General features: G+C 36.5%; 17 protein-coding genes. 9 read left to right on the forward strand and 8 right to left on the reverse strand.

Annotated elements, in window-relative coordinates; all coding sequences use genetic code 11:
• The 6 genes from Q4Q39_RS19140 to Q4Q39_RS19165 all read left to right on the forward strand — a co-directional run.
• Nucleotides 1-901, forward strand: a 901-nt coding sequence (locus Q4Q39_RS19140; protein WP_303284188.1) for a T9SS type A sorting domain-containing protein, incomplete at its 5' end; no start/stop codon positions are given.
• 109 nt (nt 902-1,010) lie between these two features.
• Nucleotides 1,011-4,325 (forward strand): SusC/RagA family TonB-linked outer membrane protein, encoded by a 3,315-nt coding sequence (locus Q4Q39_RS19145; RefSeq protein WP_303284189.1) that lies wholly within the window; start codon nt 1,011-1,013, stop codon nt 4,323-4,325.
• Nucleotides 4,326-4,465: 140 nt separating this feature from the next.
• On the forward strand, nt 4,466-5,800 hold the full coding sequence (locus tag Q4Q39_RS19150; protein WP_303284190.1) for a RagB/SusD family nutrient uptake outer membrane protein: 1,335 nt from the start codon (nt 4,466-4,468) through the stop codon (nt 5,798-5,800).
• Between the two features lie 133 nt (nt 5,801-5,933).
• Nucleotides 5,934-8,276 carry a zinc-dependent metalloprotease gene (locus Q4Q39_RS19155; RefSeq protein WP_303284191.1) on the forward strand — a complete coding sequence of 781 codons (2,343 nt, stop codon included), beginning with the start codon at nt 5,934-5,936 and terminating at the stop codon, nt 8,274-8,276.
• 169 nt (nt 8,277-8,445) lie between these two features.
• The gene (locus tag Q4Q39_RS19160) at nt 8,446-9,663 is read left to right on the forward strand and encodes a thioredoxin family protein (protein ID WP_303284192.1); all 1,218 of its coding nucleotides are present in this window, start codon (nt 8,446-8,448) and stop codon (nt 9,661-9,663) included.
• An 82-nt stretch (nt 9,664-9,745) separates the two neighbouring features.
• Nucleotides 9,746-10,435 (forward strand): hypothetical protein, encoded by a 690-nt coding sequence (locus tag Q4Q39_RS19165; RefSeq protein WP_303284193.1) that lies wholly within the window; start codon nt 9,746-9,748, stop codon nt 10,433-10,435.
• A 1,177-nt stretch (nt 10,436-11,612) separates the two neighbouring features.
• Here Q4Q39_RS19165 and Q4Q39_RS19170 read toward each other — a convergent pair.
• The 3 genes from Q4Q39_RS19170 to Q4Q39_RS19180 form a co-directional block, all read right to left on the reverse strand.
• Nucleotides 11,613-11,894, reverse strand: coding sequence for a DUF6520 family protein (locus Q4Q39_RS19170; protein ID WP_303284194.1), 282 nt, complete (start codon nt 11,892-11,894; stop codon nt 11,613-11,615).
• 73 nt (nt 11,895-11,967) lie between these two features.
• A complete protein-coding gene (locus tag Q4Q39_RS19175) occupies nt 11,968-13,089 on the reverse strand; it encodes a hypothetical protein (RefSeq protein ID WP_303284195.1) in 1,122 nt (373 codons plus the stop codon).
• Nucleotides 13,086-13,460, reverse strand: coding sequence for a MauE/DoxX family redox-associated membrane protein (locus tag Q4Q39_RS19180; protein ID WP_303284196.1), 375 nt, complete (start codon nt 13,458-13,460; stop codon nt 13,086-13,088). Before Q4Q39_RS19180 ends, Q4Q39_RS19175 begins: the two co-directional genes overlap by 4 nt.
• Nucleotides 13,461-14,505: 1,045 nt before the next feature.
• On the opposite strand from Q4Q39_RS19180, the gene Q4Q39_RS19185 reads away from it, so the two are divergent.
• The 3 genes from Q4Q39_RS19185 (at nt 14,506) to Q4Q39_RS19195 (ending at nt 20,806) form a co-directional block, all read left to right on the forward strand.
• The gene (locus tag Q4Q39_RS19185; protein WP_303284197.1) at nt 14,506-15,666 is read left to right on the forward strand and encodes a T9SS type A sorting domain-containing protein; all 1,161 of its coding nucleotides are present in this window, start codon (nt 14,506-14,508) and stop codon (nt 15,664-15,666) included.
• A 350-nt stretch (nt 15,667-16,016) separates the two neighbouring features.
• A complete protein-coding gene (locus Q4Q39_RS19190; protein ID WP_303284198.1) occupies nt 16,017-19,331 on the forward strand; it encodes a SusC/RagA family TonB-linked outer membrane protein in 3,315 nt (1,104 codons plus the stop codon).
• A gap of 206 nt (nt 19,332-19,537) precedes the next feature.
• The gene (locus Q4Q39_RS19195; RefSeq protein WP_303284199.1) at nt 19,538-20,806 is read left to right on the forward strand and encodes a RagB/SusD family nutrient uptake outer membrane protein; all 1,269 of its coding nucleotides are present in this window, start codon (nt 19,538-19,540) and stop codon (nt 20,804-20,806) included.
• A gap of 987 nt (nt 20,807-21,793) precedes the next feature.
• Here the strand turns inward: Q4Q39_RS19195 and Q4Q39_RS19200 are convergent.
• From Q4Q39_RS19200 to Q4Q39_RS19220, 5 genes are all read right to left on the reverse strand, one after another.
• Nucleotides 21,794-22,084 (reverse strand): DUF6520 family protein, encoded by a 291-nt coding sequence (locus Q4Q39_RS19200; protein ID WP_303284200.1) that lies wholly within the window; start codon nt 22,082-22,084, stop codon nt 21,794-21,796.
• A gap of 73 nt (nt 22,085-22,157) precedes the next feature.
• Nucleotides 22,158-22,913, reverse strand: a complete 756-nt coding sequence (locus tag Q4Q39_RS19205) for a hypothetical protein (protein WP_303284201.1) — start codon at nt 22,911-22,913, stop codon at nt 22,158-22,160.
• Nucleotides 22,914-23,275: 362 nt separating this feature from the next.
• Complete coding sequence (locus tag Q4Q39_RS19210; protein ID WP_303284202.1) at nt 23,276-23,650, reverse strand: MauE/DoxX family redox-associated membrane protein; 375 nt, start codon at nt 23,648-23,650, stop codon at nt 23,276-23,278.
• Between the two features lie 318 nt (nt 23,651-23,968).
• Entirely contained in the window at nt 23,969-24,265 is a 297-nt protein-coding gene (locus Q4Q39_RS19215; protein WP_303284204.1) for a DUF6520 family protein, read from the reverse strand.
• 244 nt (nt 24,266-24,509) lie between these two features.
• The gene (locus tag Q4Q39_RS19220; RefSeq protein WP_303284205.1) at nt 24,510-24,788 is read right to left on the reverse strand and encodes a DUF6520 family protein; all 279 of its coding nucleotides are present in this window, start codon (nt 24,786-24,788) and stop codon (nt 24,510-24,512) included.
• Nucleotides 24,789-25,270: the final 482 nt, after the last annotated feature.

Consider the following 25,270-nt stretch of genomic DNA (forward strand, 5'->3'; position numbering starts at 1 on the left):
TAGCCAACCGGTAGTCGTCAATTCAATTCTGGCAATAGAGGGTAATGCAGGGGGCACCGTAGATTTTACGTTTACTCCGGATGGTGGTGATAATTTGGAAGTGGAAGCAACGCTAGCTGGCGGTTTTAAGGATGTTGATTTAAATTGGACTAATGTGACTTCCTTTACGGTAACAAAGACAGGTGGTGGCTTTGCATTTGATAATTTATCGGTATATCCTATCAATCCTGAGATTATTTTTGATTGGGATACTAATGCCGTTGACACAGGAACGAGTATAACCGAGGAGATAGGAGGTTTAACCACTACCGTAACAAGTGATACAGCAGGTTCCTCATGGTTATTGACACCCTTTGGGTCTTTTGGAGGGTCATCAGGAGATGTTATTTTTAATTCGGCTGCATCAGTAACTACAGTGACATTTACATTTAGCCAACCCGTAGTCGTCAATTCAATTCTGGCAATAGAGGGTAATGCAGGGGGCACCGTAGATTTTACGTTTACTCCGGATGGTGGTGATAATTTGGAAGTGGAAGCAACGCTAGCTGGCGGCTTTAAGGATGTTGATTTAAATTGGACTAATGTGACTTCCTTTACAGTAACAAAGACAGGTGGTGGCTTTGCATTTGATAATTTATCGGTATATCCTATTCCAACATTATCGGTTACAGATAATTATAGATTTCAAAAAGCTGTAGTATATCCAAACCCAGTAGAAAACATACTTTACATTAAAAATATTTCAGGTTTAAAATCTATTGATGTTTATAATAACTTAGGGCAAAAGGTTTTCCAAAGCAATACCGAAAGTATAGATGTTGGGCATCTGTCAAAGGGTATGTATTTTTTACAGATACACACCGATCAAGGCACAGAGACTAAAAGGGTTATTAAAAAGTAATTACTAATATAAATATATACAGGAGGAAAAAAGTTGACACTGTGAGACGTAACAAACTGGATTTCCCCCTTAAGAATGTATTAATCAATTAAAATAATCAGCTAATTACATGAAAATTGGATTAACCAAAGTCTTTTTCTGTCTAAGAAAAGAATTCATAAAGCTCATTATGCGAACCTTTATATTTTTGTTTTGCACCACATTGTTTGGTTTTTCACCAAGATATGCAGTATCCCAAAACGATAGGATTGTCATAGATACAGATCAAGTGGTATCTGTTGACAAGGTTTTTAAGATAGTGAAGGCACAAACCAATTATTCATTTGTTTATTATGAAAATTTATTTAAGGACTATCCGAAGGTAGCGCTCAAAAAAGGGGCGATCCGTCTTAATAAGTTATTAACTCACAGCCTTTCATCGGGCAGAGTCCATGTTATCTTTACAGCTAATAATACCATTCTTATAAAAGAGCGTACAAGCAAAACCAAAGCGCAGCAGCTCTCTGTTTCTGGTATTGTAATGGGGCCATCAGGTCTTCCAGTCCCAGGGGCAACGGTTTTAATAAAAGGGACCCAAAAAGGAGCAGTCACCGATTTAGACGGCCGGTACGCTATCACAGTCCCAGACCCTGCCAGTGTACTGATTTTTTCCTCATTAGGTTTTGAAACACAGGAAAAAGTGGTAGGTAATCAAACCACAATAAATGTGAGTCTTAAAGAGAGTATAAGTGCATTACAAGAAGTAACTATTCGTGCGGGCTATTATAATACGTCCCAAAGAGAAGTAACAGGAAGTATTAGTAAGATCGATTCAAAAATCATAGAAAAGCAACCTGTCAACAATCCTTTGGCAGCCATGCAGGGGCATATGCCGGGAGTTAATATTTCGCAGAGATCTGGAACACCAGGAGGGGGCTTTAATATAGAGATTAGGGGGAAGAACTTTATAGGCAGTAATACGGAGCCTTTTTATATCATAGATGGGGTACCCTTTAGCACGGAGGCAATAGGACAAGAATTGTCGGAGGCTGCGGTCTCTTTGAATAATGTCCTCCCCTTAAATGCGATAAACCCCTCGGATATTGAAAGTATCGAGGTTTTAAAGGATGCCGATGCTACGGCTATTTATGGTTCTCGAGGTGCCAATGGCGTGGTACTGATTACCACTAAAAGAGGCAAGTCAGGAAAGACCCGTGTGAGTGTGAATGTAAGTCGTACAGTTGGTAAGGTCAGTAGTTTTGTAGATTTAATGAATACGGAGCAATATTTAGAGATGCGACTAGAAGCGCTATCTAATGAGGGTTATACTTTAGAAACGGCCCCTGATGATTTTAAAGCTCGAGCGCACGATCTATACAGATGGGATCCAGATCGGTATACAGACTGGCAGGAGGAGCTTTTAGGTGGTACGTCCTATAGACATAATGTCCAATTGTCCTTTTCAGGGGGCAGCGAACAGACGCAGTTTTTAATTAGTGGGGGTTACCAAAATGAGACCACGGTATTTCCAGGAGACTCAAACTATGGTAAGGCCTCGTTAAATAGTAGGATCAACCACCAATCGGCAGATAGCCGCTTCCAGATAAGTCTTTCGACAAATTATACCGCTGATGACAACCAACTCCCAGCTGATGATTTAACAGATCTGGCCTATTCACTGGTACCCAATGCACCGGCGCTCTATGATGAGAACGGGGATCTAAATTGGGAAAACGATACCTGGGCAAACCCACTGGCCCGTTTAGAGGATCAGTTTCGGGCGCAGAACCGTACCCTTATCATGAACTCGGTGATTTCCTATCGACCAGTTCCAGACTTGGTGATTAAAACCAATTTGGGTTATACGAGCTATAACACGGAACAATATCTTACACAGCCACATACGCGTTACACCCCCTCTCGCAATTTGACAAGTAAAGAGTCATTACTTGTAACCAATAATGCGACACGTCAATCCTGGATTGTGGAGCCGCAGGTTCATTGGCAAAAGGCATGGGGCAAAGCGAGTCTTAATATCTTGTTGGGAGCGACCTTCCAGCAGCAGCAATCACAGGATATTGAAGTTGCAGGGGTCAGTTTTCCCAGTAACAGCCAGATTTTGGATCTGTCAGCAGCAAATTTTGTAGGTGTTGGATTAGATGCCGAATCGGAGTATAATTACCAGGCGTTTTTTGGGCGGCTTAATTTTAAATGGGCCGATAAATATATCATTAACCTGACAGGTCGTAGGGATGGTTCCTCCCGTTTTGGACCAGGCAGGCAATTTGGTAATTTTGGAGCTGTTGGTATGGCATGGCTGTTTACAGAGGAAGGCTTTTTGGAAGGACAATCTGTTTTAAGTTTCGGAAAGCTTCGTAGCAGTTATGGTATTACGGGTAGCGATGGGATACCAAATTACGGATTTTATGATACCTATGAATCTTCAGGCCGTGACTACGACGGCTCTGTTTTAGAGCCTACCGGACTGTTCAATCCGATCTTTGGCTGGGAATCAAACAAGAAGTTTGAAGCCGCCTTGGAGCTTGGTTTTTTTCAGGACCGTATCTTTGTCACGGCTGCATGGTACCGTAACCGGTCTTCCAATCAACTGGTGGGGATTCCCCTGCCCAGAACGACGGGCTTTTCCAGTATTAATGCGAACTTTGATGCTACTGTGGAGAACACTGGTTTAGAAGTCGACTTTCGTTCTGTAAACATCCAAAACAAGGGTTTTAAGTGGACCACGACCTTTAATATCTCGGTACCCAAAAATAAGCTGGTAAAGTTTGATGGCCTGGAAGCATCCACTTTTAGAGATCGTTATATAGTGGGGGAGCCTTTGAGTATAGTTAAACTGTATCATAATCTTGGAGTAGACCCAGAGACGGGCGTATACCAGTTTGAAGATTATAATAGCGATGGAAGTATAAATATTGATGATCGTCAATGGATTGTACAGACGGCTCCTAAGTTTTATGGCGGCTTGGGCAATACTATAAAGTACAAGAACTGGACCTTGAATGCCTTTTTGAATTTCAAGAAGCAAAGTGCATCGGATCTTACTTTTAATGCACGATCCCCTGGAAGTTTAACAAATCAACATGTCTCGGTATTAAACCGCTGGCAGGGAGTTGGAGACCAGGCCGGGATACAGCGTTATACCACATCATTGGCCGATTTTAATGCGAGATTAGCTTTTAGTAATGATGTTGGTAGTAGCAGGCGTTATACAGACGCCTCCTTTATCAGGCTTAGAAGTGTCTCCTTGAGCTATGACCTGCCTAAGGATCTTGTCTCTGGCTTTAATGCTAGTATCTATCTTCAAGGGCAGAATCTTTTCTTTCTTTATTCTAATTCTAGAAATGCTGATGCAGAACAGGTATTGGAAGGTAGTAGGATGCCTTTATTGCGGCAATTGACCTTGGGTCTGCAATTGGGTTTTTAAATTAAAAAAACATAAAAAACAATAATTATAAACCTATGAAAAAATCACATACAAATTTAAGGTTATATCCCTTGGTTTTTATACTAGCATCTAAGACGTCTAAGTTATTGTGTCTATTTATATTATTTCTATTTTCAATAATGTCCTGCAGTGATTTTGTAGAAGTAGATCTTCCAAAGAACAGATTAACAAGTGAGGCCGTTTTCTTGGAGTCAGCGACCGCAGAAGCAGCCCTTAAAGGTATTTATGCCAAAATACGAGATATCGGATTGCTATATGGTCGAACGGGGTTGAGTACCCGAATGGGAGTGTATACAGATGAATTGGATAATTATACTTCCGAGCAGAGCTTGGAAGATTTTCAAAACCATAACCTGCTTGCAACGAACTCAGATGTTGAAACATGGTGGAACAACACCTACAATCAAATTTATATCGCCAATGATGTTATTCAAGGGGTCAGCAATTCTACGGCCTTGACCATGGAAGATAAAGACCAGTTCAAGGGAGAGGCCTTATTTATTAGGGCGTACCTACATCTATTAATTGTAGAGCTTTTTGGGGATGTTCCCTATATTGACACTAAAAATTATATAGAGAACACGAATGTATCACGTATGCCCAGAGCTTTGGTTTATGATAGCATCATAGAGGACCTTCGCCTTGCTGCAAGCTTATTGCCTGGGGAGGGTGAGGCTAATCCCAGTGGGGACCCCATCCGTCCCATCCGTCCATACAAGGAAGCCGCTAACAGTGTGTTGGCGCGAGCTTACTTATATATAGGGAACTGGGAGTTGGCTGAGTTGGCATCTACTAGTGTCATTAATAAATTTGGAGCCTTGGAACCTGATTTAAACAAGGTGTTTCTCAAGGAAGCTTCAGGAATCATATGGCAATTTAAGCCAAACTTAGAAGGCGGGAATACTATCGAGGCCCAGCAATTTATACTCGATAACTTACCGTCCCGAACTTTTGCTCTAAACGATGCTTTGTTCGATGGATTTGAAGTTGGAGATCAACGAAAGTCCGATTGGACAAAAACGGTGTTTAATAATAGAGGCGACACCTTACATCACGCCTATAAGTATAAACAAAGAAATGCAGGAACTTCTGTGGAGTATTCGGTACAGCTTCGTTTGGCAGAGCAATATTTAATACGGGCAGAGGCCAGGGCAGAGCTCGAAAAAATACCTGAAGCACAATCTGATTTAAATGCGATTAGAAACAGGGCAGGATTACCAAACACGACAGCAACAACCATGGAAGAACTGTTAGAAGCCATTCTTCAGGAGCGGCGTGTAGAGTTATTTACAGAACACGGGCACCGTTGGTTCGACTTAAAGCGAGCAGGAAAAGCTGCGGAAGTACTGGCAACAATCAAACCTAATTGGAAAGACACCGATATGTTATTGCCTATTCCTGAGGCAGAGCTATTGCTTAATCCAAATTTATTACCACAGAATGATGGGTATTAAATAAGTTTTTATGAAGGTAATAATCTCATTAAGAGGCAGCCCCTAAAAGAAGTTACAAACATAAAGGGAACCCTCTTTTCTTTTAGAAAAGATTGTAATGGAGATTTATACTAAACTAAAGACCAGAATAAAGATGAAAAAAATAATCAAAATAGCAATTCTAACATTTTGTATAATAAGTACAGGAGGTTATGCTCAAAAGACAACAAGTCATTTAAGACCATATGATGAAGTCATAACATCCGAAACTATTACAAAAAAAGGGTTTTTATCGGTTCATCTACTTAAAAATAAGTTCTATTTGGAAATTCCATCAGCCATGCTAAACAAAGAGCTGTTGTTTGTAAGACATGGTCGATACGGTAATTCTAAACAAATAAAATGGATAAAAAAAGAAAACAAAATTCATTTGATCATCCCTGAGATTCAGTCAAAAGCAGGAAATACCATTCCACTTATCAAGGGTAAATTCATTGAAAAAATGACAGTAGCTACGTTTCCTATACTGGCGATAGGAGATAAGGGTTTAAGTGACGTTATAGATATTACTTCTTTGTTTTTAAAAACGCCTAAAGAATTACATGGGGGTGTTATGGTTATATTTGATGATCTGGCATTTATCAATAAAGTGTTAGCGTTTGATGCTGTTATAGAAGTTAAAACAAGCAAAACAACCATGTCAGATAAAGGTTCAATAACAGCCGATGTTGATTATAGTTTGGTACTGCTTCCAGAACCAATGATGCCACGTTTATATGATTGTCGGATGGGTTTTCATCATGATAAACAAGTTCCTGCTACTCTAGATAACAAGGTGTCCAGAGCCTCTATTGTGAGATGGCGCTTAGAGAAAAAGGATCCAGACAAAGAATTAAGTGATCCTATAAAACCCATAACTTTCTATTTTGATCCGGTCATGCCCGATAAATGGAAACCCTATGTAAAAATGGGAGTAGAAGAATGGTTACCAGCATTTGAGGCGGCAGGTTTTAAAAATGCGATTGTGGTCAAGGAGCCTCCAGTAAATGATGAGAACTGGGCTATAAATAGTATGAGATACTCTTATATTCGTTGGGTAAACCATTCCAAATATAGAGGGCATGAAGGAGAAGGAGGTACGACTGCAAGTAAAATTATAGACGAAAGAACAGGTGAGATTCTTAAGGGTGATGTATTGATAGGAGAGATTAATTTTTTGGTAGATCGATATTTTACAAGATGTAGTCCATTGGATAAACGAGCACAAGAGTATCCATTTCCAGATGATTTAATGGGGGAGCTAATTCAATCTTTAACTGCTCATGAAGCAGGCCATATTTTTGGGTTAATGGACGGTAATTATGGCGAATATACTTATCCCTTCGAAAGAATGCGTGATAAAAAATGGTTACAAGAGATGGGACATACACCAAGTGCTATGAGTTATGCTAGAGATAATTTTATAGTACAGCCAGAGGATAGTATTCCACCTTCGCTTTTAATTCAAAAAGTAGGACCTACTGATCTTTATAGTATTCGTTGGGGCTACACACCTTTTAAAGAGGCCAAGACACCCGATGCCGAATTGCCTTATTTAGAAAAAATTGTAAGAGAACAGGATTCAATTCCATGGTACAAGTATATAGGAAACACCGGAATAGATTATGGACCCGGAGTTTTAAATGAGATAGTAGAGAGTGATAATCCCGTAAAAGCGACTGCATTGGGCATCCAAAATTTAAAACGCGTGATCCAATTAATTCCTTCTGCGACGAGAAATGAACCAGAGAGTGAGATAAAACGACGTTTTTATAGAAAAACACTTCAACTCTGGATAGACCAAATGGAATCGGTAGTCTCTCTGGTAGGAGGGTATACGGCGCAATATAAATCAGCAGGTCAAGAAGGGTCGGTTTATACTCCGGTGCGAGCAAACCGTCAAAGAGAAGCCGTCGCCTTTTTGAATACATATGCTTTCCATCCACCATTATGGATGGCACCTCCAAATCTGATAAGAAGATTTAGTTCAGAATCTTTTGAAAACGTAGTTATAAATAGTCGCCTGGCTATAATATCAAGAAGGCAATTAAAGATTCTTTTCGGTTTATTAGACACAGGACGTTTAAAAAGGGTAGAAGAAACAAGTCTAACAATGGAAAATGGGTACTCAATTACAGATCTTTTACAAGATTTATATAAAGGCTTGTGGAGCGAGTTGGAATCCAGAGACATAAAAATTAACCCCTATCGCCAGGAACTTCAGATAGCATATATTATAAGATTAAAGGCAGCTATAAATAGTGTAAATTCACATTACCCTAGCAATTTTTTGAACCTAGCGGTAAATAAATATAGTTATAGTAATTATACAAGGGCAGGCATGTTAAGTGCGTTAAATACTCTTAAGAATACCATTGAGAAAGCCATACAAAACACTAATGATATAGTGACTAAGGAACATCTTGAATTATGTTTATTAGAGATAAAGAGTAAGTAAAGTGAAATTTAATGATAATAAAATCTTGAAGAATTTGAGTTTTAATTCTAATATCTTATCCTATTTAGAGGTCAACTAATTTTATTGAGACATTCAAAACAAGATATCATCAACCTGTGATTAAAAATTGTACTGCAAATTATAAGGAAAAATAAAAATAATTATAAATATGGATACATCAAAAAAAGGGCTAGTATTTTTTTATGTAATAGTAATAATACCCCTTTCATTATTTTTAAGTTGTGGAAATATACAAGCACAAGGCATTAATTTTGAAACAGGAGATTGGGTATCTGTTCTAAAAAAGGCTAAAAATACTAACAAATTAATTTTTATTGATGTTTATACCACTTGGTGTAAACCTTGTAAGCAAATGGCTAAAAATATTTTCACAAATAAAGAAGTAGGTGATTATTTTAATACTCATTTTATATCTTATAAATTGGATGCTGAAAAAGGAAAAGGTATTAACTTAAGTAAAAAGTACGCTGTAGATAGTTATCCCAATCTGCTATTTGTAGATGGTAATGGAAAACTTGTTATAAGAAGAAAAGGTTCAATGGGTGTAAAAGAAATACTAGAATTTGGTAATAAAGCGATGCTCTCTAAAAGCGAAGTAACCAATATGAGATCGACTTACAATGCTGGAGATAGATCTCCTAAGTTCATTATTAAGTACCTCGCTTTTTTAAAGGAAAGAGACCTTCCAACAGAAGAAATAATGATTAGTTATTTAGCAAGGTTTGAGAAAAAGCAATGGCTATCTAAAGACAACCTGAAGTTAATCCAAGCATATATACAAAGCCCTTATAATGAGGTTATTGAGTATTTAGGAAAATGTCGGGCAGAATTTGCAAATTCGACTCTTGGAAGTTATTGGATTCCAGTTATTCTTGACTCAGTTTATAAACAGTATTTAAAACAAATTATAGAAGAAAGAAAAGAACAAAAGGACGTTGATACATTGTTATCACATGCTAGTTTAATGTTAAGTCCAAAGGAAGTAGCTTATTACGATTTTATTTCTAAAAGACTCATAACAAAAAGAGATCAAGATTGGGATAGCTATATAAAATATACTATTGCTTATGTAAATACCCATGCTCTGGATCAACCTACGGCGCTAAATAATTTTGCATGGGGGTTTTATAAAAATAACGCCATTACAGACTATAAAGTCTTGAATGAGGCATTAGGATGGGTAAATAGAGCATTACAAAATAAAGAGAATTACAGTTTTTTGGATACTAAAGCGGCTTTGCTTTATAAATTACATAGAAAAGAAGATGCACTTATGGCAGCCAATAATGCTGTGAAACTTGCAGAGGAAAATGCTAGGGATGCATCGGAAACATTAAGGCTAATTGAGAAGATAAAAGAACTATGATTTGAACATAGAAAATTTCATGTCTTTTTTTGTGAAAAAAGACAAAGCTATAAAACGAATTATCAATCTTAATAAAATTATTATGAAACCCATTTTCAATCTATTACTATTAGTAGTCACTTTAATAATGCTGTCATGCAGCGAAGATGATATTTTTACAAGAGCTACCACTATTAAAGTGGTTAATTTAATCAATGGAGCGGATAATGTGATCGTAAAGATAGAGAATAATCTGATTAACTATGCTACTACTAAAGCGAAGGTAAGTTTTGATGATTATAGAAATTTTTCTTTTGAAGCAAGTATTAACAGACAATTAGAGATCGTTAAGCAAAGTGATACCTTAAATCCTATTTATTCCGAATCCCTTCATTTAAAAGGCATTCACTCTCTATATCTTTATGGTGCTTTAGAAAACGAAGAATGGCTTCTAATTGAAGATAAACCTAAACAAATTACAGATAGCCTTGTTGGGATTCGTTTTATAAACCTGTCCAAAACTTCGGGGTTAGTGAACATCAATATTACAGGTGAGACCGCTACAGTTGTTTCTGGGTTAAATCAGGAAGTGGAGACAGATTATATCGAATTTCCTGCTAAAGAAGTAGATGGGAGCTATATTTTTGAGTTTAAGGATGGCTCAGGTAATATGCTAAATTCCATTACAGTAGATCCTTTGCAGAAATTCAATGTGTCTAGTAAGAAGAATTTAACATTGGTTATGTATGATTTTGGAACCTCCCAAAAAGTTGCCCGAGTAAATAGTTATTGAACAATACTAAGAGACAATACAATAAAAGGTAAGTATGATAATAAATTTGTTAAAAGTAGAGAAAAACTGTTTTATGAAAATAAGAGCTATGATTTTATGTGTAAGTATAAAAAATGAATCAACAGAAATAGATAGGAATTGAAAGTAAGGTTTAGTGCTACTGGTATTTGAACTAACAATGGAGTCAAAGTGATTAATTGTGGTTTTATCCTCAGGTAGGAATACGCTGAAACAGTTAACTTATAAGCGTACCAATAAAGCTGCTGAGAAAATAATTAAACAAGAAAACTATACGATTAACATATAATGATAAAGGCCAAAAAGGAATAGGAATGAATGGTTTTAATATTAATTAGGTTAGAGTTGTTTATGACTCTACGATCCTTTCCTTTTTTATTGAGTGGACCATTTGGCGAGATGACTGAATCCGAAATAATGCGATTGATAAGTGTGTTAAAAATAATCAGCTTTCCTAGAAAATACTGGAAATAATAATAAAGGGTAATGCCAAAAGAATAGGCAGGTATTAAAAAATGAAACCGTTTGAAAAGTAAGTAATATTGAGTCCTTCAAAATGTTTTAACTTTTTGATAACCAATACCGATTTCGATAAAGTCTGTACTGAGCAAAGTTGAAGCATTTATGAGACAAAGTAAATTCAGATGGTGCAATGATATAGAAGAAAAAAAGTTAAAATTATCATAGTCAGTCTTGAGTAAAGTCGAAAGGTTGAAGATAAACTTCAAGAGAAATTTAAATACAGAATTTCTAATTAGGTCAAAGCATCCCTTTGTGGCTTTGTTTGGAGGTCAGTTAAGTGCTTTTAACGGTAAATGAAAGGCTTATTCATTAAATCTAGAAAGGTATCTTACCTCTAGATAAATAGTTCCTTTAAGCAATAGTGGCTTGTTGAAAAAGATATAAATCAAAAAATAGTTGAATTTCAAGTAGCACTGAATAAAAGGATTTATAGATGTAGGGACTATGAAACCACTTGTCTGAGAGTAAGAACAAGCACTTAGGATGAGGAAGATTAGTTGTTTTTGATGTTTATTTTTAGATATACAAGTTTAAGTATATTATTTTGAATATTGATGAGTAGCTTTTCAAAACAGGATTTAGATTAATAAAAAAAGGTGGCCAAAGTTGGCCACCTTTTCCTTAATAAAATTTAGTATCATGGCTTCCATAATGTCTTAGTACATTTAGTAACGCCTTGAACGGTTTGTAATCCAAAAACTTGTATTGGAGTACCTAATCCAATAGTACATTCTTGACCATTATCGATATCGCTACACATGATTGATTCGTCACAGATATCTTGTCCTTGCTGATTTACGCTTGGAATATAAGCTTGTTCAAGAGCAAAGTCGTCATTAGTAGTAAAAGCAAGAGAAGCTGTGATAGCTAACATAAGAGCAAAAGCTGGTAAAACGATTTTAAAAAAATTAGATTTCATAATATAGATATTTAAAAATTAATGACCTACTCTATTTTACAGGTTTTCGGTCTTAGCCCTGACTGCAGTATTTTTATTTAATTTGAGAATATGTTATTTTTTGGTCTATGGTCTCTTTTAAGAGGGGTTCTAGCTTATTAAAGCGATAGGTGCTTAGTTGATAAATAACAATATGATTGCCGATCATTGCAATAAGTTTATCATTAAGCACTTGAAATGTTTTTAATTTGTCTTTCCCTATGTTATAGACATAAAAACTAAACTCATAGGTGTTTTCTTCAATGTTGTAGACATCAATAATAGAGGCCTGTTCCCACATGTCAATGGGTTCGTACCGGCCTATCAATTTGGAGTTTACAAAAAGGTAGGAGCCATACGTAGCACTGAATTTGTTTACTAATAGTGCAGGAGCTGCCATTTTTAGTTGATTTTTGGAAGCTATAGTCCCCACTTTTATTTGGGCACGGCTTATGGTGTCTATGGTTTTTCCCAGGCGTTTCAATTCCAGATTTTTATCTGCGACAATATATTGGTTGCGATAGAAGTAGGTATATACCAGTTTTTGTAACTGCCTATTATATAGAAGAGAACCATCAGTATCAAAAACACCATCTATTTGTTTTTGTAACAATTCGTAGGAGAGATCTACTTTAAGGGAGTCCACAAGGTTTATTTTGCCAAGGACACTTTCCTTAGTTTTATTACTTGTAGCCTTAATGATAAAATTAGTAGAATCTATAGGCTCTATTTTTGAAAAATAAGCGGGTCCGTCCATGATAGAACTAGCTGTCCAATCGGTAGTATTGCCTCTATATATATAAGGTATCACACCGTCAGTGAGAAAAAAATAAGGGGGAACAACCCGTAGCCTTATAGCGTGAAAGGGCAGACTGTCCTGATCCACAGATAAAGAGATCTCCTTTTTGTTTTGAAGCGCAGTGTCCAGTACTGTTAGACGTAGAGGTGCAGTTGTATTTCCCAGATAAATCTGTCCATTGTCAGCACCTGCGATATAATAAGAATTGTATTTAAGATCTAACTTTTTGGCTTGTATAGCAGGATGTCCCGAAAGACGTCGTGTAAAACTATTGTCACGATGTATTTTTTTTTCTGAAGAAATAAATAATAAGGCAATAAACCCGATACTTCCAAGAGTGCATATTAAAAGAGGTATATAAGTTTTATTATATTTCATAAGGAGGCATATTTTGGGGTGCTGTAATTTTTTTGTCCGTTCATTATTTGGATTCCTATAAAAGCGAGTATAACAAAGGCGATATTAAAGATTAGATGTTCTGTCCATCCTAATTTTTCAAGAACACCTCCACAGGAACAAGGAATAGACTTACTGAAATTCAAAATAATGAATATATAGACGGTGAACATGACCATAAGGGAAAAGGAGGCATAAAGTCCCAATAGTCTGAATCGAGGAATGATTAACATCACTGCGATGATAATTTCAAGATAAGGTACAGTCCATGCTACCAAACCAGCATATGCTGTCAATACGGGGGACTGTCCAATCTGAATTATAAATTCGTCAAAGACCAGCAACTTGTTCATTGCAGCATATACAAACAAGAGTATATATAGGAAACAAATAAATTCTAAAAAAGCGTTTTTATATTTACCACTAATTTTCATAAAAAATGAATTGTTTATTGACAATACAAAGGTGCGAGATAAAATTTATTTATAATGGATAAATACTTGTCTTAAAGGGATTTATAAGAGCCTTGGTTTTGCGATACTTTGATCTCCCAATAAACTCAAGGCAGACTAGATTCAATATAAATTATAAACAGAAAATAAAGAAATTTTAGTGTCATGTTGAAAATGTTACGATTGAGGCATCACATCATATTTTAGCATTAATATTTTTATGTTTTGCTTAATTTGATTCCTTTTTACTGATATTTTGCTACATCAGAATGTTAGAAAAGATTAAACTTTGAGTACTATTTTTATATAAACCTTAATATGGATATTTTTAATAAAAAGAACTCCATTTCAGAAAGAAACGAACGGAACAAAGAATCTAGAATGCTTAAGTAATTATAAACCAAAAACAGATGTCTATTTGAGTCTTTCATTTTGTTTAGGATAGACTAAATTGATGGGCCATCTTGAACAACTAGTTATTAAACGAGTTACATAGAAAATGCTGCTTTTTATGAGTTAAAGGGAACTAAACCAATCAAGAATTTTTGTAAAAAAACAAGAATATAATTTACTATAATTATATTTTTTTTAAAATTATACCACCCACTTTTATTTTTTAGTTGTGTTTTCAATAGAACTCATCTTGCCTCTCTCATATTCGAAGTACAAATGATGCTCTCACCCCAATTTTATCCTTGCTACTCTCTTAAGAGGAGCAAAAGGTAAGGGCAAACTGTTGCAGACAAACAGGTATGATTGTTTTAATTATAAACCCAAAAGTTGGGTTTGTGACCTTAAGATTTTTAATATAAAAACGCTAACTATTGAGTCGTTGTATTTTGTAAAAAATCAAAATTTACAAATATATAGAAAGGATCGTTTCCAAAAAGGTATTAAATAATTAAGAACTAAAATTAAATAACTAACAATTAAATAATCCTAAATTATGAAAAAAATTGCAATTTTATTTACGGTGTTAACATTGGTTATAAACTCAGTTAGTGGTCAGACTATTTTTGATTGGGATACTAATGCCGTTGACACAGGAACGAGTATAACCGAGGAGCTAGGAGGTTTAACCACTACCGTAACAAGTGATACAGCAGGTTCTTCATGGTTATTGACACCCTTTGGGTCTTTTGGAGGGTCATCAGGAGATGTTATTTTTAATTCGGCTGCTTCAGTGACTACAGTGACATTTACATTTAGCCAACCGGTAGTCGTCAATTCAATTCTGGCAATAGAGGGTAATGCAGGTGACACCGTAGATTTTACGTTTACTCCGGATGGTGGTGATAATTTGGAAGTGGAAGCAACGCTAGCTGGCGGTTTTAAGGATGTTGATTTAAATTGGACTAATGTGACTTCCTTTACGGTAACAAAGACAGGTGGTGGCTTTGCATTTGATAATTTATCGGTATATCCTATCGATCCTCCTACTATTTTTGATTGGGATACTAATGCCGTTGACACTGGAACGAGTATAACCGAGGAGATAGGAGGTTTAACCACTACCGTAACAACTGATACAGCAGGTTCTTCATGGTTATTGACACCCTTTGGGTCTTTTGGAGGGTCATCAGGAGATGTTATTTTTAATTCGGCTGCATCAGTAACTACAGTGACATTTACATTTAGCCAACCCGTAGTCGTCAATTCAATTCTGGCAATAGAGGGTAATGCAGGGGGCACCGTAGATTTTACGTTTACTCCGGATGGTGGTGATAATTTGGAAGTGGAAGCAACGCTAGCTGGCGGCTTTAAGGATGTTGATTTAAATTGGATCGATGTGACTTCCTTTACGGTAACAAAGACAGGTGGTGGCTTTGCATTTGATAATTTATCGGTATATCCTATTTCAACATTATCGGTTACAGATAATTATAGATTTCAAAAAGCTGTAGTATATCCAAACCCAGTAGAAAACATACTTTACATTAAAAATATTTCAGGTTTAAAATCTATTGATGTTTATAATAACTTAGGGCAAAAGGTTTTCCAAAGCAATACCGAAAGTATAGATGTTGGGCATCTGTCAAAGGGTATGTATTTTTTACAGATACACACCGATCAAGGCACAGAGACTAAAAGGGTTATTAAAAAGTAATTGCTAATATAAATAATAATAGAAGAAAGTAAAAAAGGATTCATTTAGAGAAGTGTATTGAAAACCAATTTGTAATAATGTTTGAAGCGGTTGGTTACTTAGCATTTTCTTAGATACTTTTAGTAAGTCTTTGTTTTTTTAAACTTTTTGTTCAAGCAAAAAGATGGTTAGAATCATTAAGAATAAAAAAGGTATAAGAATAAATTTACCCTAACGGCTAGAGTAAAAATTAAACAAATTTAAAAACAAAAAGGAGGAAAAAAGTTGACACTGTGAGACGTAACAAACTGGATTTCCCCCTTAAGAATGTATTAATCAATTAAAATAATCAACTAATTACATGTAAATTTATGAAAATTAGATTAACTCAAGTCTTTTTCTGTCTAAGAAAAGACCCCATAAAACTCATTATGCGAACTTTTATATTTTTGTTTTGCACCACATTGTTTGGTTTTTCACCAAGACATGCAGTATCCCAAAACGATAGGATTGTCATAGATACAGATCAAGTGGTATCTGTTGACAAGGTTTTTAAGATAGTGAAGGCACAAACCAATTATTCATTTGTTTATTATGAAAATTTATTTAAGGACTATCCCAAGGTCGCGCTCAAAAAAGGGGCGATCCGTCTTAATAAGTTATTAACTCACAGCCTTTCATCGGGCAGAGTCCATGTTATCTTTACAGCTAATAATACCATTCTTATAAAAGAGCGTACAAGCAAAACCAAAGCGCAGCAGCTCTCTGTTTCTGGTATTGTAATGGGACCATCAGGCCTTCCAGTCTCAGGGGCAACGGTTTTAATAAAAGGGACCCGAAAAGGAGCAGTTACCGATTTAGACGGCCGGTACGTTATCACAGTACCAGACCCTGCCAGTGTACTGATTTTTTCCTCATTAGGTTTTGAAACACAGGAAAAAGTGGTAGGTAATCAAACCACAATAAATGTGAATCTTAAAGAAAATATAAGTGCTTTAGATGCGGTAACCATTCGTGCGGGCTATTATAATACGTCCCAAAGAGAAGTAACAGGAAGTATTAGTAAGATCGATTCAAAAATCATAGAAAAGCAACCTGTCAACAATCCTTTGGCAGCCATGCAGGGGCATATGCCAGGAGTTAACATTTCGCAAAGATCTGGAACACCAGGAGGGGGCTTTAATATAGAGATTCGAGGGAAGAACTTTATAGGCAGTAATACGGAGCCTTTTTATATCATAGATGGGGTACCCTTTAGCACGGAGGCAATAGGACAAAACTTGTCTAACCCTGCGATCTCTTTGGGTAATGTCCTCCCCTTAAATGCGATAAACCCCTCGGATATTGAAAGTATCGAGGTTTTAAAGGATGCCGATGCTACGGCTATTTACGGTTCTCGAGGAGCCAATGGCGTGGTACTGATTACCACTAAAAGAGGCAAGTCAGGAAAGACCCGTGTGAATGCGAATGTAAGTAGCACAGTTGGTAAGGTCAGTAGTTTTGTAGATTTAATGAATACGGAGCAATATTTAGAGATGCGACTAGAAGCGCTATCTAATGAGGGTTATACTTTAGAAACGGCCCCTGATGATTTTAAAGCTCGAGCGCACGATTTATACAGATGGGATCCAGACCGGTATACAGACTGGCAGGAGGAGCTTTTAGGTGGTACGTCCTATAGACATAATGTCCAATTGTCCTTTTCAGGGGGCAGCGAACAGACACAGTTTTTAATTAGTGGGGGTTACCAAAATGAGACCACGGTATTTCCAGGAGACTCAAACTATGGTAAGGTCTCATTAAATAGTAGGATCAACCACCAATCGGCAGATGGCCGCTTCCAGATAAGTCTTTCGACAAATTATACCGCTGATGACAACCAACTTCCAGGTCAAGATTTAACAGATCTGGCCTATTCACTGGTACCCAATGCACCGGCGCTCTATGATGAGAACGGGGATCTAAATTGGGAAAACTTTACCTGGGCAAACCCACTGGCCCGTTTAGAGGATCAGTTTCGGGCGCAGAACCGTACCCTTATCATGAACTCGGTGATTTCCTATCGACCAGTTCCAGACCTGGTGATTAAAACCAATCTGGGTTATACGAGCTATAGCACAGAACAATATCTTACACAGCCACATACGCGCTTCGCCCCTGCTCCTAATAATACAAGTGAAAGATCAATACTTGTAAGCAATAATGCGACACGTCAATCCTGGATTGTGGAGCCGCAGGTTCATTGGCAAAAGGCATGGGGCAAAGCGAGTTTTAATATCTTGTTGGGAGCGACCTTCCAGCAGCAGCAATCACAGGACCTCGCACTAGGGGCGTCCAATTTCCCGAGTAACAGTCAAATTTTGGATCTGTCAGCTGCAAATTTAGTAAACGTTCGATTAGATGCCGAATCGGAGTATAATTACCAGGCGTTCTTTGGGCGGCTTAATTTTAAATGGGCCGATAAATATATCATTAACCTGACAGGTCGTAGGGATGGTTCCTCCCGTTTTGGACCAGGCAGGCAATTCGGTAATTTTGGAGCTGTTGGTATGGCATGGCTGTTTACAGAGGAAGGCTTTTTGGAAGGACAATCTGTTTTAAGTTTCGGAAAGCTTCGTAGCAGTTATGGTATTACGGGTAGCGATGGGATACCAAATTACGGATTTTATGATACCTATGAATCTTCAGGCCGTGACTACGACGGCTCTGTTTTAGAGCCTACCGGACTGTTCAATCCGATCTTTGGCTGGGAATCAAACAAGAAGTTTGAAGCCGCCTTGGAGCTTGGTTTTTTTCAGGACCGTATCTTTGTCACGGCTGCATGGTACCGTAACCGGTCTTCCAATCAACTGGTGGGGATTCCCCTGCCCAGAACGACGGGCTTTTCCAGTATTAATGCGAACTTTGATGCTACTGTGGAGAACACTGGTTTAGAAGTCGACTTTCGTTCTGTAAACATCCAAAACAAGGGTTTTAAGTGGACCACGACCTTTAATATCTCGGTACCCAAAAATAAGCTGGTAAAGTTTGATGGCCTGGAAGCATCCACTTTTAGAGATCGTTATATAGTGGGGGAGCCTTTGAGTATAGTTAAACTGTATCATAATCTTGGAGTAGACCCAGAGACGGGGATATACCAGTTTGAAGATTATAATAATGATGGAGAAATAGATAGAAAAGATCGTCAATGGATTGTACAGACGGCTCCTAAGTTTTATGGCGGCTTGGGCAATACTATAAAGTACAAGAACTGGACCTTGAATGCCTTTTTGAATTTCAAGAAGCAAAGTGCATCGGATCTTACTTTTAATGCACGATCCCCTGGAAGTTTAACAAATCAACATGTCTCGGTATTAAACCGCTGGCAGGGAGTTGGAGACCAGGCCGGGATACAGCGTTATATCACATCATTGGCCGATTTTAATGCGAGATTAGCTTTTAGTAATGATTTTGATAGTAGCAGGCGTTATACAGACGCCTCCTTTATCAGGCTTAGAAGTGTCTCCTTGAGCTATGACCTGCCTAAGGATCTTGTCTCTGGCTTTAATGCTAGTATCTATCTTCAAGGGCAGAATCTTTTCTTTCTTTATTCTAATTCTAGAAATGCTGATGCAGAACAGGTATTGGAAGGTACAAGGATGCCTTTATTGCGGCAATTGACCTTGGGTCTGCAATTGGGTTTTTAAATTAAAAAAACATAAAAAACAATAATTATAAACCTATGAAAAAATCACATACAAATTTAAGGTTATATCCCTTGGTTTTTATACTAGCATCTAAGACGTCTAAGTTATTGTGTCTATTTATATTATTTATATTTTCAATAATGTCCTGCAGCGATTTCGTAGAAGTGGATCTTCCAAAGAACAAATTAACAAGTGAGGCCGTTTTCTTGGAGTCAGCGACCGCAGAAGCAGCCCTTAAAGGTATTTATGCCAAAATACGAGATATCGGATTGCTATATGGTCGAACGGGGTTGAGTACCCGAATGGGAGTGTATACAGATGAGTTGGATAATTACACTTCCGAGCAGAGCTTGGAAGATTTTCAAAACCATAACCTGCTTGCAACGAACTCAGATGTTGAAACATGGTGGAACAACACCTACAATCAAATTTATATAGCCAATGATGTTATTCAAGGGGTCAGCAATTCTACGGCCTTGACCATGGAAGATAAAGACCAGTTCAAGGGAGAGGCCTTATTTATTAGGGCGTACCTACATCTATTAATTGTAGAGCTTTTTGGGGATGTTCCCTATATTGACACTAAAAATTATATAGAGAACACGAATGTATCACGTATGCCCAGAGCTTTGGTTTATGATAGCATCATAGAGGACCTTCGCCTTGCTGCAAGCTTATTACCTGAGGAGGGTGAGGCTAATCCCAGTGGGGACCCCATCCGTCCCATCCGTCCATACAAGGAAGCCGCTAACAGTGTGTTGGCACGAGCTTACTTATATATAGGGAACTGGGAGCTGGCTGAGTTGGCATCTACTAGTGTCATTAATAAATTTGGAGCCTTGGAACCCGATTTAAACAAGGTGTTTCTCAAGGAATCTTCAGGAATCATATGGCAATTTAAGCCAAACTTAGAAGGCGGGAATACTATCGAGGCCCAGCAATTTATACTCGATAACTTACCGTCCCGAACTTTTGCTCTAAATGATGCTTTGTTCGATGGATTTGAAGTTGGAGATCAACGAAAGTCCGATTGGACAAAAACGGTGTTTAATAATAGAGGTGACACCTTACATCACGCCTATAAGTATAAACAAAGAAATGCAGGAACTTCTGTGGAGTATCCGGTACAGCTTCGTTTGGCAGAGCAATATTTAATACGGGCAGAGGCCAGGGCAGAGCTCGAAAAAATACCTGAAGCACAATCTGATTTAAATGCGATTAGAAACAGGGCAGGATTACCAAACACGACAGCAACAACCATGGAAGAACTGTTAGAAGCCATTCTTCAGGAGCGGCGTGTAGAGTTATTTACAGAACACGGGCACCGTTGGTTCGACTTAAAGCGAACAGGAAAAGCTGCGGAAGTACTGACAGCAATCAAACCTAATTGGAAAGACACCGATATGTTATTGCCTATTCCTGAGGCAGAGCTATTGCTTAATCCAAATTTATTACCACAGAATGATGGGTATTAAATAAGTTTTTATGAAGGTAATAATCTCATTAAGAGGCAGCCCCTAAAAGAAGTTACAAACATAAAGGGAACCCTCTTTTCTTTTAGAAAAGGTTGTAATAGAGATTTATACTAAAATATTGTGGCTTCCATTTCCAGTTAGAGTGTGGGTTGAAAGTAATCAGCTTTACGTGAAGGACAGAAAAGAAAAATAAGAGTAATGTCAAAAATATGAATAGGGTGTTAAAAAATAAGGTCTAAAAAGCCATTGTAATTTACTTTATTATATTGATTTTTGTTATCAAACGGGTTAAGGTGTTTTTAGAAGCTCAATACAACATATGTTTTACTTTTTAAGAAGCCTCTTTTTAAGTGAATCTACCTAACGGTTTATCGAGCAAAGGCATGATAGTCAGGTAATATGGGTCGTAGTGACCAAATAAATTCAGATGGTATAATGGTATTGGAGAGAAAAGATCAAAATTGATATGTAAATAGAAATAACTCTAGTTGTTTTTTGAGATTGTTACTCTAGAGACAACGTTTTCAAATAATGTAATGGACACGGTTATTATAGTTTGGTTGCCAATAACGTTTTAATTAATAAACTATACTTTTAATCGAAAAGAATACCAAAAGTTCTGTTAAAATTCATTCCTTACCTTCTCATAACTTCTTTATGAGCAGCGAAGTTGAAAGGCTTTAAAGGTCAAGCTATGTTGAAAGACTCCAGATACACTTAGTCACGTCACTCACGTTAAATTAGTAAAATAAATTTTCGTTGTGTTAGATAAAAACTACGTGTAAAACTATGTAAGAGTATATACCTAATAAGTATGTATGGTACTAAATACTATAAAACCTCACTATGAAGCCTTTAAAGTGTATAAAACCATAGACAAGTTTAAGTACACTATTTTGAATATTAATGAGTAGTTTTTCAAAACAGGATTTTGATTAATAAAAAAGGTGACCAAAATTAGTCACCTTTTCCTTGATAAAACTATTATTATTGTACTCTATACAATACCTTAGAACAACTAGTTTGACTAAGAGTTTGTTTTCCAAAAACTTGTATTGGAGTACCTAATCCAACAGTACATACTTGAGCATTTTCTTCTGCATCACATATAATTGACTCGTCACATGCTGTTATCGTTCCTTGTTGGTCTAAGGTTTGAATAAATCCTTGTTCTAGAGTTACATCAGCGTCATTAGCAGGAGTAAAAGCAAGAGAAGCTGTGATAGCTAACATAAGAGCAAAAGCTGGCAAAACGATTTTAAAAAAATTAGATTTCATAATATAGATATTTAAAAATTAATGACCTACTCTATTTTACAGGTTTTCGGTCTTATCCCTGACTGCAGTATTTTTATTTAATTTGAGAATATGTTATTTTTTGGTCTATGGTCTCTTTCAAGGCAGGTTCTAGCTTATTAAAGCGATATGTGCTTAGTTGATAAATAACAATATGATTGCCGATCATTGCAATAAGTTTATCATTAAGCACTTGAAATGTTTTTAATTTGTCTTTCCCTATGTTATAGACATAAAAACTGAACTCATAGGTGTTTTCTTCAATGTTGTAGACATCAATAATAGAGGCCTGTTCCCACATGTCAATAGGTTCGTACCGGCCTATCAATTTGGAGTTTACAAAAAGGTAGGAGCCATACGTAGCACTGTATTTGTTTACTAATAGGGCAGGAGCTGCCATTTTCAGTTGATTTTTGGAAGCTATAGTCCCCACTTTTATTTGGGCACGGCTTATTGTGTCTATGGTTTTTCCCAGGCGTTTCAATTCCAGATTTTTATCTGCGACGATATATTGGTTGCGATAGAAGTAGGTATACACCAATTTTTGTAACTGCCTATTATATAGAAGGGAACCATCAGTATCAAAAACACCATCTATTTGTTTTTGTAACAATTCGTAGGAGAGATCCACCTTAAGGGAGTCCACAAGATTTATTTTGCCAAGGACACTTTCCTTTGTTTTATTGCTTGTAGCCTTAATGATAAAATTAGTAGAATCTATAGGCTCTATTTTTGAAAAATAAGCGGGTCCGTCCATGATAGAACTAGCTATCCAATCGGTAGTATTGCCTCTATATATGTAGGGTATCACACCGTCAGTGAGAAAGAAATAAGGGGGAACAACCCGTAGCCTTATAGCGTGAAAGGGTAGACTGTCCTGATCCACAGATAAGGAGATCTCCTTTTTGTTTTGAAGCGCAGTGTCCAGTACTGTTAGACGTAGAGGTGCAGTTGTATTTCCCAGGTAAATCTGTCCATTGTCAGCTCCGGCGATATAATAGGAATTGTATTTAAGATCTAACTTTTTGGCTTGTATAGCAGGATGTCCCGAAAGACGTCGTGTAAAACTATTGTCACGATGTATTTTTTTTTCTGAAGAAATAAATAATAAGGCAATAAACCCGATACTTCCAAGAGTGCATATTAAAAGAGGTATATAAGTTTTATTATATTTCATAAGGAGGCATATTTTGGGGTGCTGTAATTTTTTTGTCCGTTCATTATTTGGATTCCTATAAAAGCGAGTATAACAAAGGCGATATTAAAGATTAGATGTTCTGTCCACCCTAATTTTTCAAGAACACCTCCACAGGAACAAGGAATAGACTTACTGAAATTCAAAATAATGAATATATAGGCGGTGAACATGACCATAAGGGAAAAGGAGGCATAAAGTCCCAATAGTCTGAATCGAGGAACGATTAACATCACTGCGATGATAATTTCAAGATAAGGTACAGTCCATGCTACCAAACCAGCATATGCTGTCAATACGGGGGACTGTCCAATCTGAATTATAAATTCGTCAAAGACCAGCAACTTGTTCATTGCAGCATATACAAACAAGAGTATATATAGGAAACAAATAAATTCTAAAAAAGCGTTTTTATATTTACCACTAATTTTCATAAAAGATGAATTGTTTATTGACAATACAAAGGTGCGAGATAAAATTTATTTATAATGGATAAATACTTGTCCTAAAAGGATTTGTTAAATTTTAATTACTAAATAATTTGCTTAGAAAATGGTAATAGCATTATAAAAATGTGGAAATAGCTTTAATTACAGTGATTCACGAACTTGAGGAGATCACCTAAAACTATCTAAAATAGTTTTAGGTGATCTCCTTTAGTATTCGGAATGCTATTGTTGTGGGCATCTAAACAATAGCTTTGTACAGTTAGTTGGAGAAGGTGGACTATATTTTCCAAAAACTTGTATTGGATCAATTATTCCAACAGTACATATTATTTCACTTGGGGTATTACTGCACTGGATTGACTCGTCGCAACCTTTTAACTCTCCATGTTGATCTAAACGTTGTATATAGCCTGGTACTGTATTAACCTCATTGTTAGTAGACGTAAATGCAAGAGAAGAAGTGATAGCCAATACCAATGCAAGAACAGGTAACACGGTTTTAAAAAAAAATGTTTTCATAATATAGATATTTAAAAATTAATGACCTACTCTATTTTACAGGTTTTCGGTCTTAACCCTGATTGCAGTTATGATTTAAAAGTTTAAACCTTGGGTGCTATGGTGAAGAGAGCGTAAAGATTGCCTGATCAGTATTTTAATTTCACATTCTTCCTGAAGAATGTGCGAGACTCCCCTTCCTCTTTGCTAAAAAGTACAGGCATACATTAATCTTTGATTTCCTTTTCCTTAATAAAAAGTATTGTTAAGGTCTATACAATACTCTTGTACAACTAGTTGCAGAAGAATATTGTAATCCAAAAACTTGACTTGGAGTACCTACTCCAACAGTGCATTCTTGGTCACTTCCAGTAGAACATATGATTGACTCATCACATCCTACTATGAATCCTGTTTCATCTAAGACTTGGATGTACCCTTGAACTAGAGAAGTATCATTAGCAGGGGTAAAAGCAAGTGAAGCTGTGACAGCTAACATAAGAGCAAAAGCAGGTGGAACGATTTTAAAAAAAAATGTTTTCATGATAATAAATATTTAAAAATTAAAGACCTACTCTTTTATACAGGTTTTCAGCCTTAACCCTGGATGTAGTTTGGTTTACTGGAATACCAGTTTATTTTTTATGTCTAGGTGTTATGTTAGAAGACCGTATAGAGACTTAAACAATATTATTTACAAGGGTTCTATTCTCAAAGACAGCTGTCTTTAGTTTTTATATTGCAAAGAAGAATGCTGTATGGAATTAAAATTGAATAATTTGATTAATACTACAGAAAAACACTAACATTATTATAGATTTATGATAATCAATAACCAGTTATATAATAATTACATAAAAATACATGATAAAATTTATTTTTAATGGATTAATACTTGTCTGAGAAGGATAAGTTCTCCTCTGAGAAGTAAGATTTTAAATAAAAGAAGATCCAACCTATTGGTATTAAACTTTATAAATAAAGAACATTTTTTGTAAGTATCATGTCGAAAGAGGTATGATTGAG

Origin of the sequence: Flavivirga amylovorans, assembly GCF_030540875.1 — a bacterium.
Lineage (GTDB): Bacteria > Bacteroidota > Bacteroidia > Flavobacteriales > Flavobacteriaceae > Flavivirga > Flavivirga amylovorans.

Coding starts and splice junctions, on each gene's coding strand:
- Q4Q39_RS19215 (WP_303284204.1), bottom strand. CDS start 24,265: ATGAAAACATTTTTTTTTAAAACCGTGTTACCTGTTCTTGCATTGGTA.
- Q4Q39_RS19150 (WP_303284190.1), top strand. CDS start 4,466: ATGTCCTGCAGTGATTTTGTAGAAGTAGATCTTCCAAAGAACAGATTA.
- Q4Q39_RS19200 (WP_303284200.1), bottom strand. CDS start 22,084: ATGAAATCTAATTTTTTTAAAATCGTTTTGCCAGCTTTTGCTCTTATG.
- Q4Q39_RS19170 (WP_303284194.1), bottom strand. CDS start 11,894: ATGAAATCTAATTTTTTTAAAATCGTTTTACCAGCTTTTGCTCTTATG.
- Q4Q39_RS19165 (WP_303284193.1), top strand. CDS start 9,746: ATGAAACCCATTTTCAATCTATTACTATTAGTAGTCACTTTAATAATG.
- Q4Q39_RS19145 (WP_303284189.1), top strand. CDS start 1,011: ATGAAAATTGGATTAACCAAAGTCTTTTTCTGTCTAAGAAAAGAATTC.
- Q4Q39_RS19175 (WP_303284195.1), bottom strand. CDS start 13,089: ATGAAATATAATAAAACTTATATACCTCTTTTAATATGCACTCTTGGA.
- Q4Q39_RS19185 (WP_303284197.1), top strand. CDS start 14,506: ATGAAAAAAATTGCAATTTTATTTACGGTGTTAACATTGGTTATAAAC.
- Q4Q39_RS19190 (WP_303284198.1), top strand. CDS start 16,017: ATGAAAATTAGATTAACTCAAGTCTTTTTCTGTCTAAGAAAAGACCCC.
- Q4Q39_RS19220 (WP_303284205.1), bottom strand. CDS start 24,788: ATGAAAACATTTTTTTTTAAAATCGTTCCACCTGCTTTTGCTCTTATG.
- Q4Q39_RS19155 (WP_303284191.1), top strand. CDS start 5,934: ATGAAAAAAATAATCAAAATAGCAATTCTAACATTTTGTATAATAAGT.
- Q4Q39_RS19160 (WP_303284192.1), top strand. CDS start 8,446: ATGGATACATCAAAAAAAGGGCTAGTATTTTTTTATGTAATAGTAATA.
- Q4Q39_RS19210 (WP_303284202.1), bottom strand. CDS start 23,650: ATGAACAAGTTGCTGGTCTTTGACGAATTTATAATTCAGATTGGACAG.
- Q4Q39_RS19180 (WP_303284196.1), bottom strand. CDS start 13,460: ATGAACAAGTTGCTGGTCTTTGACGAATTTATAATTCAGATTGGACAG.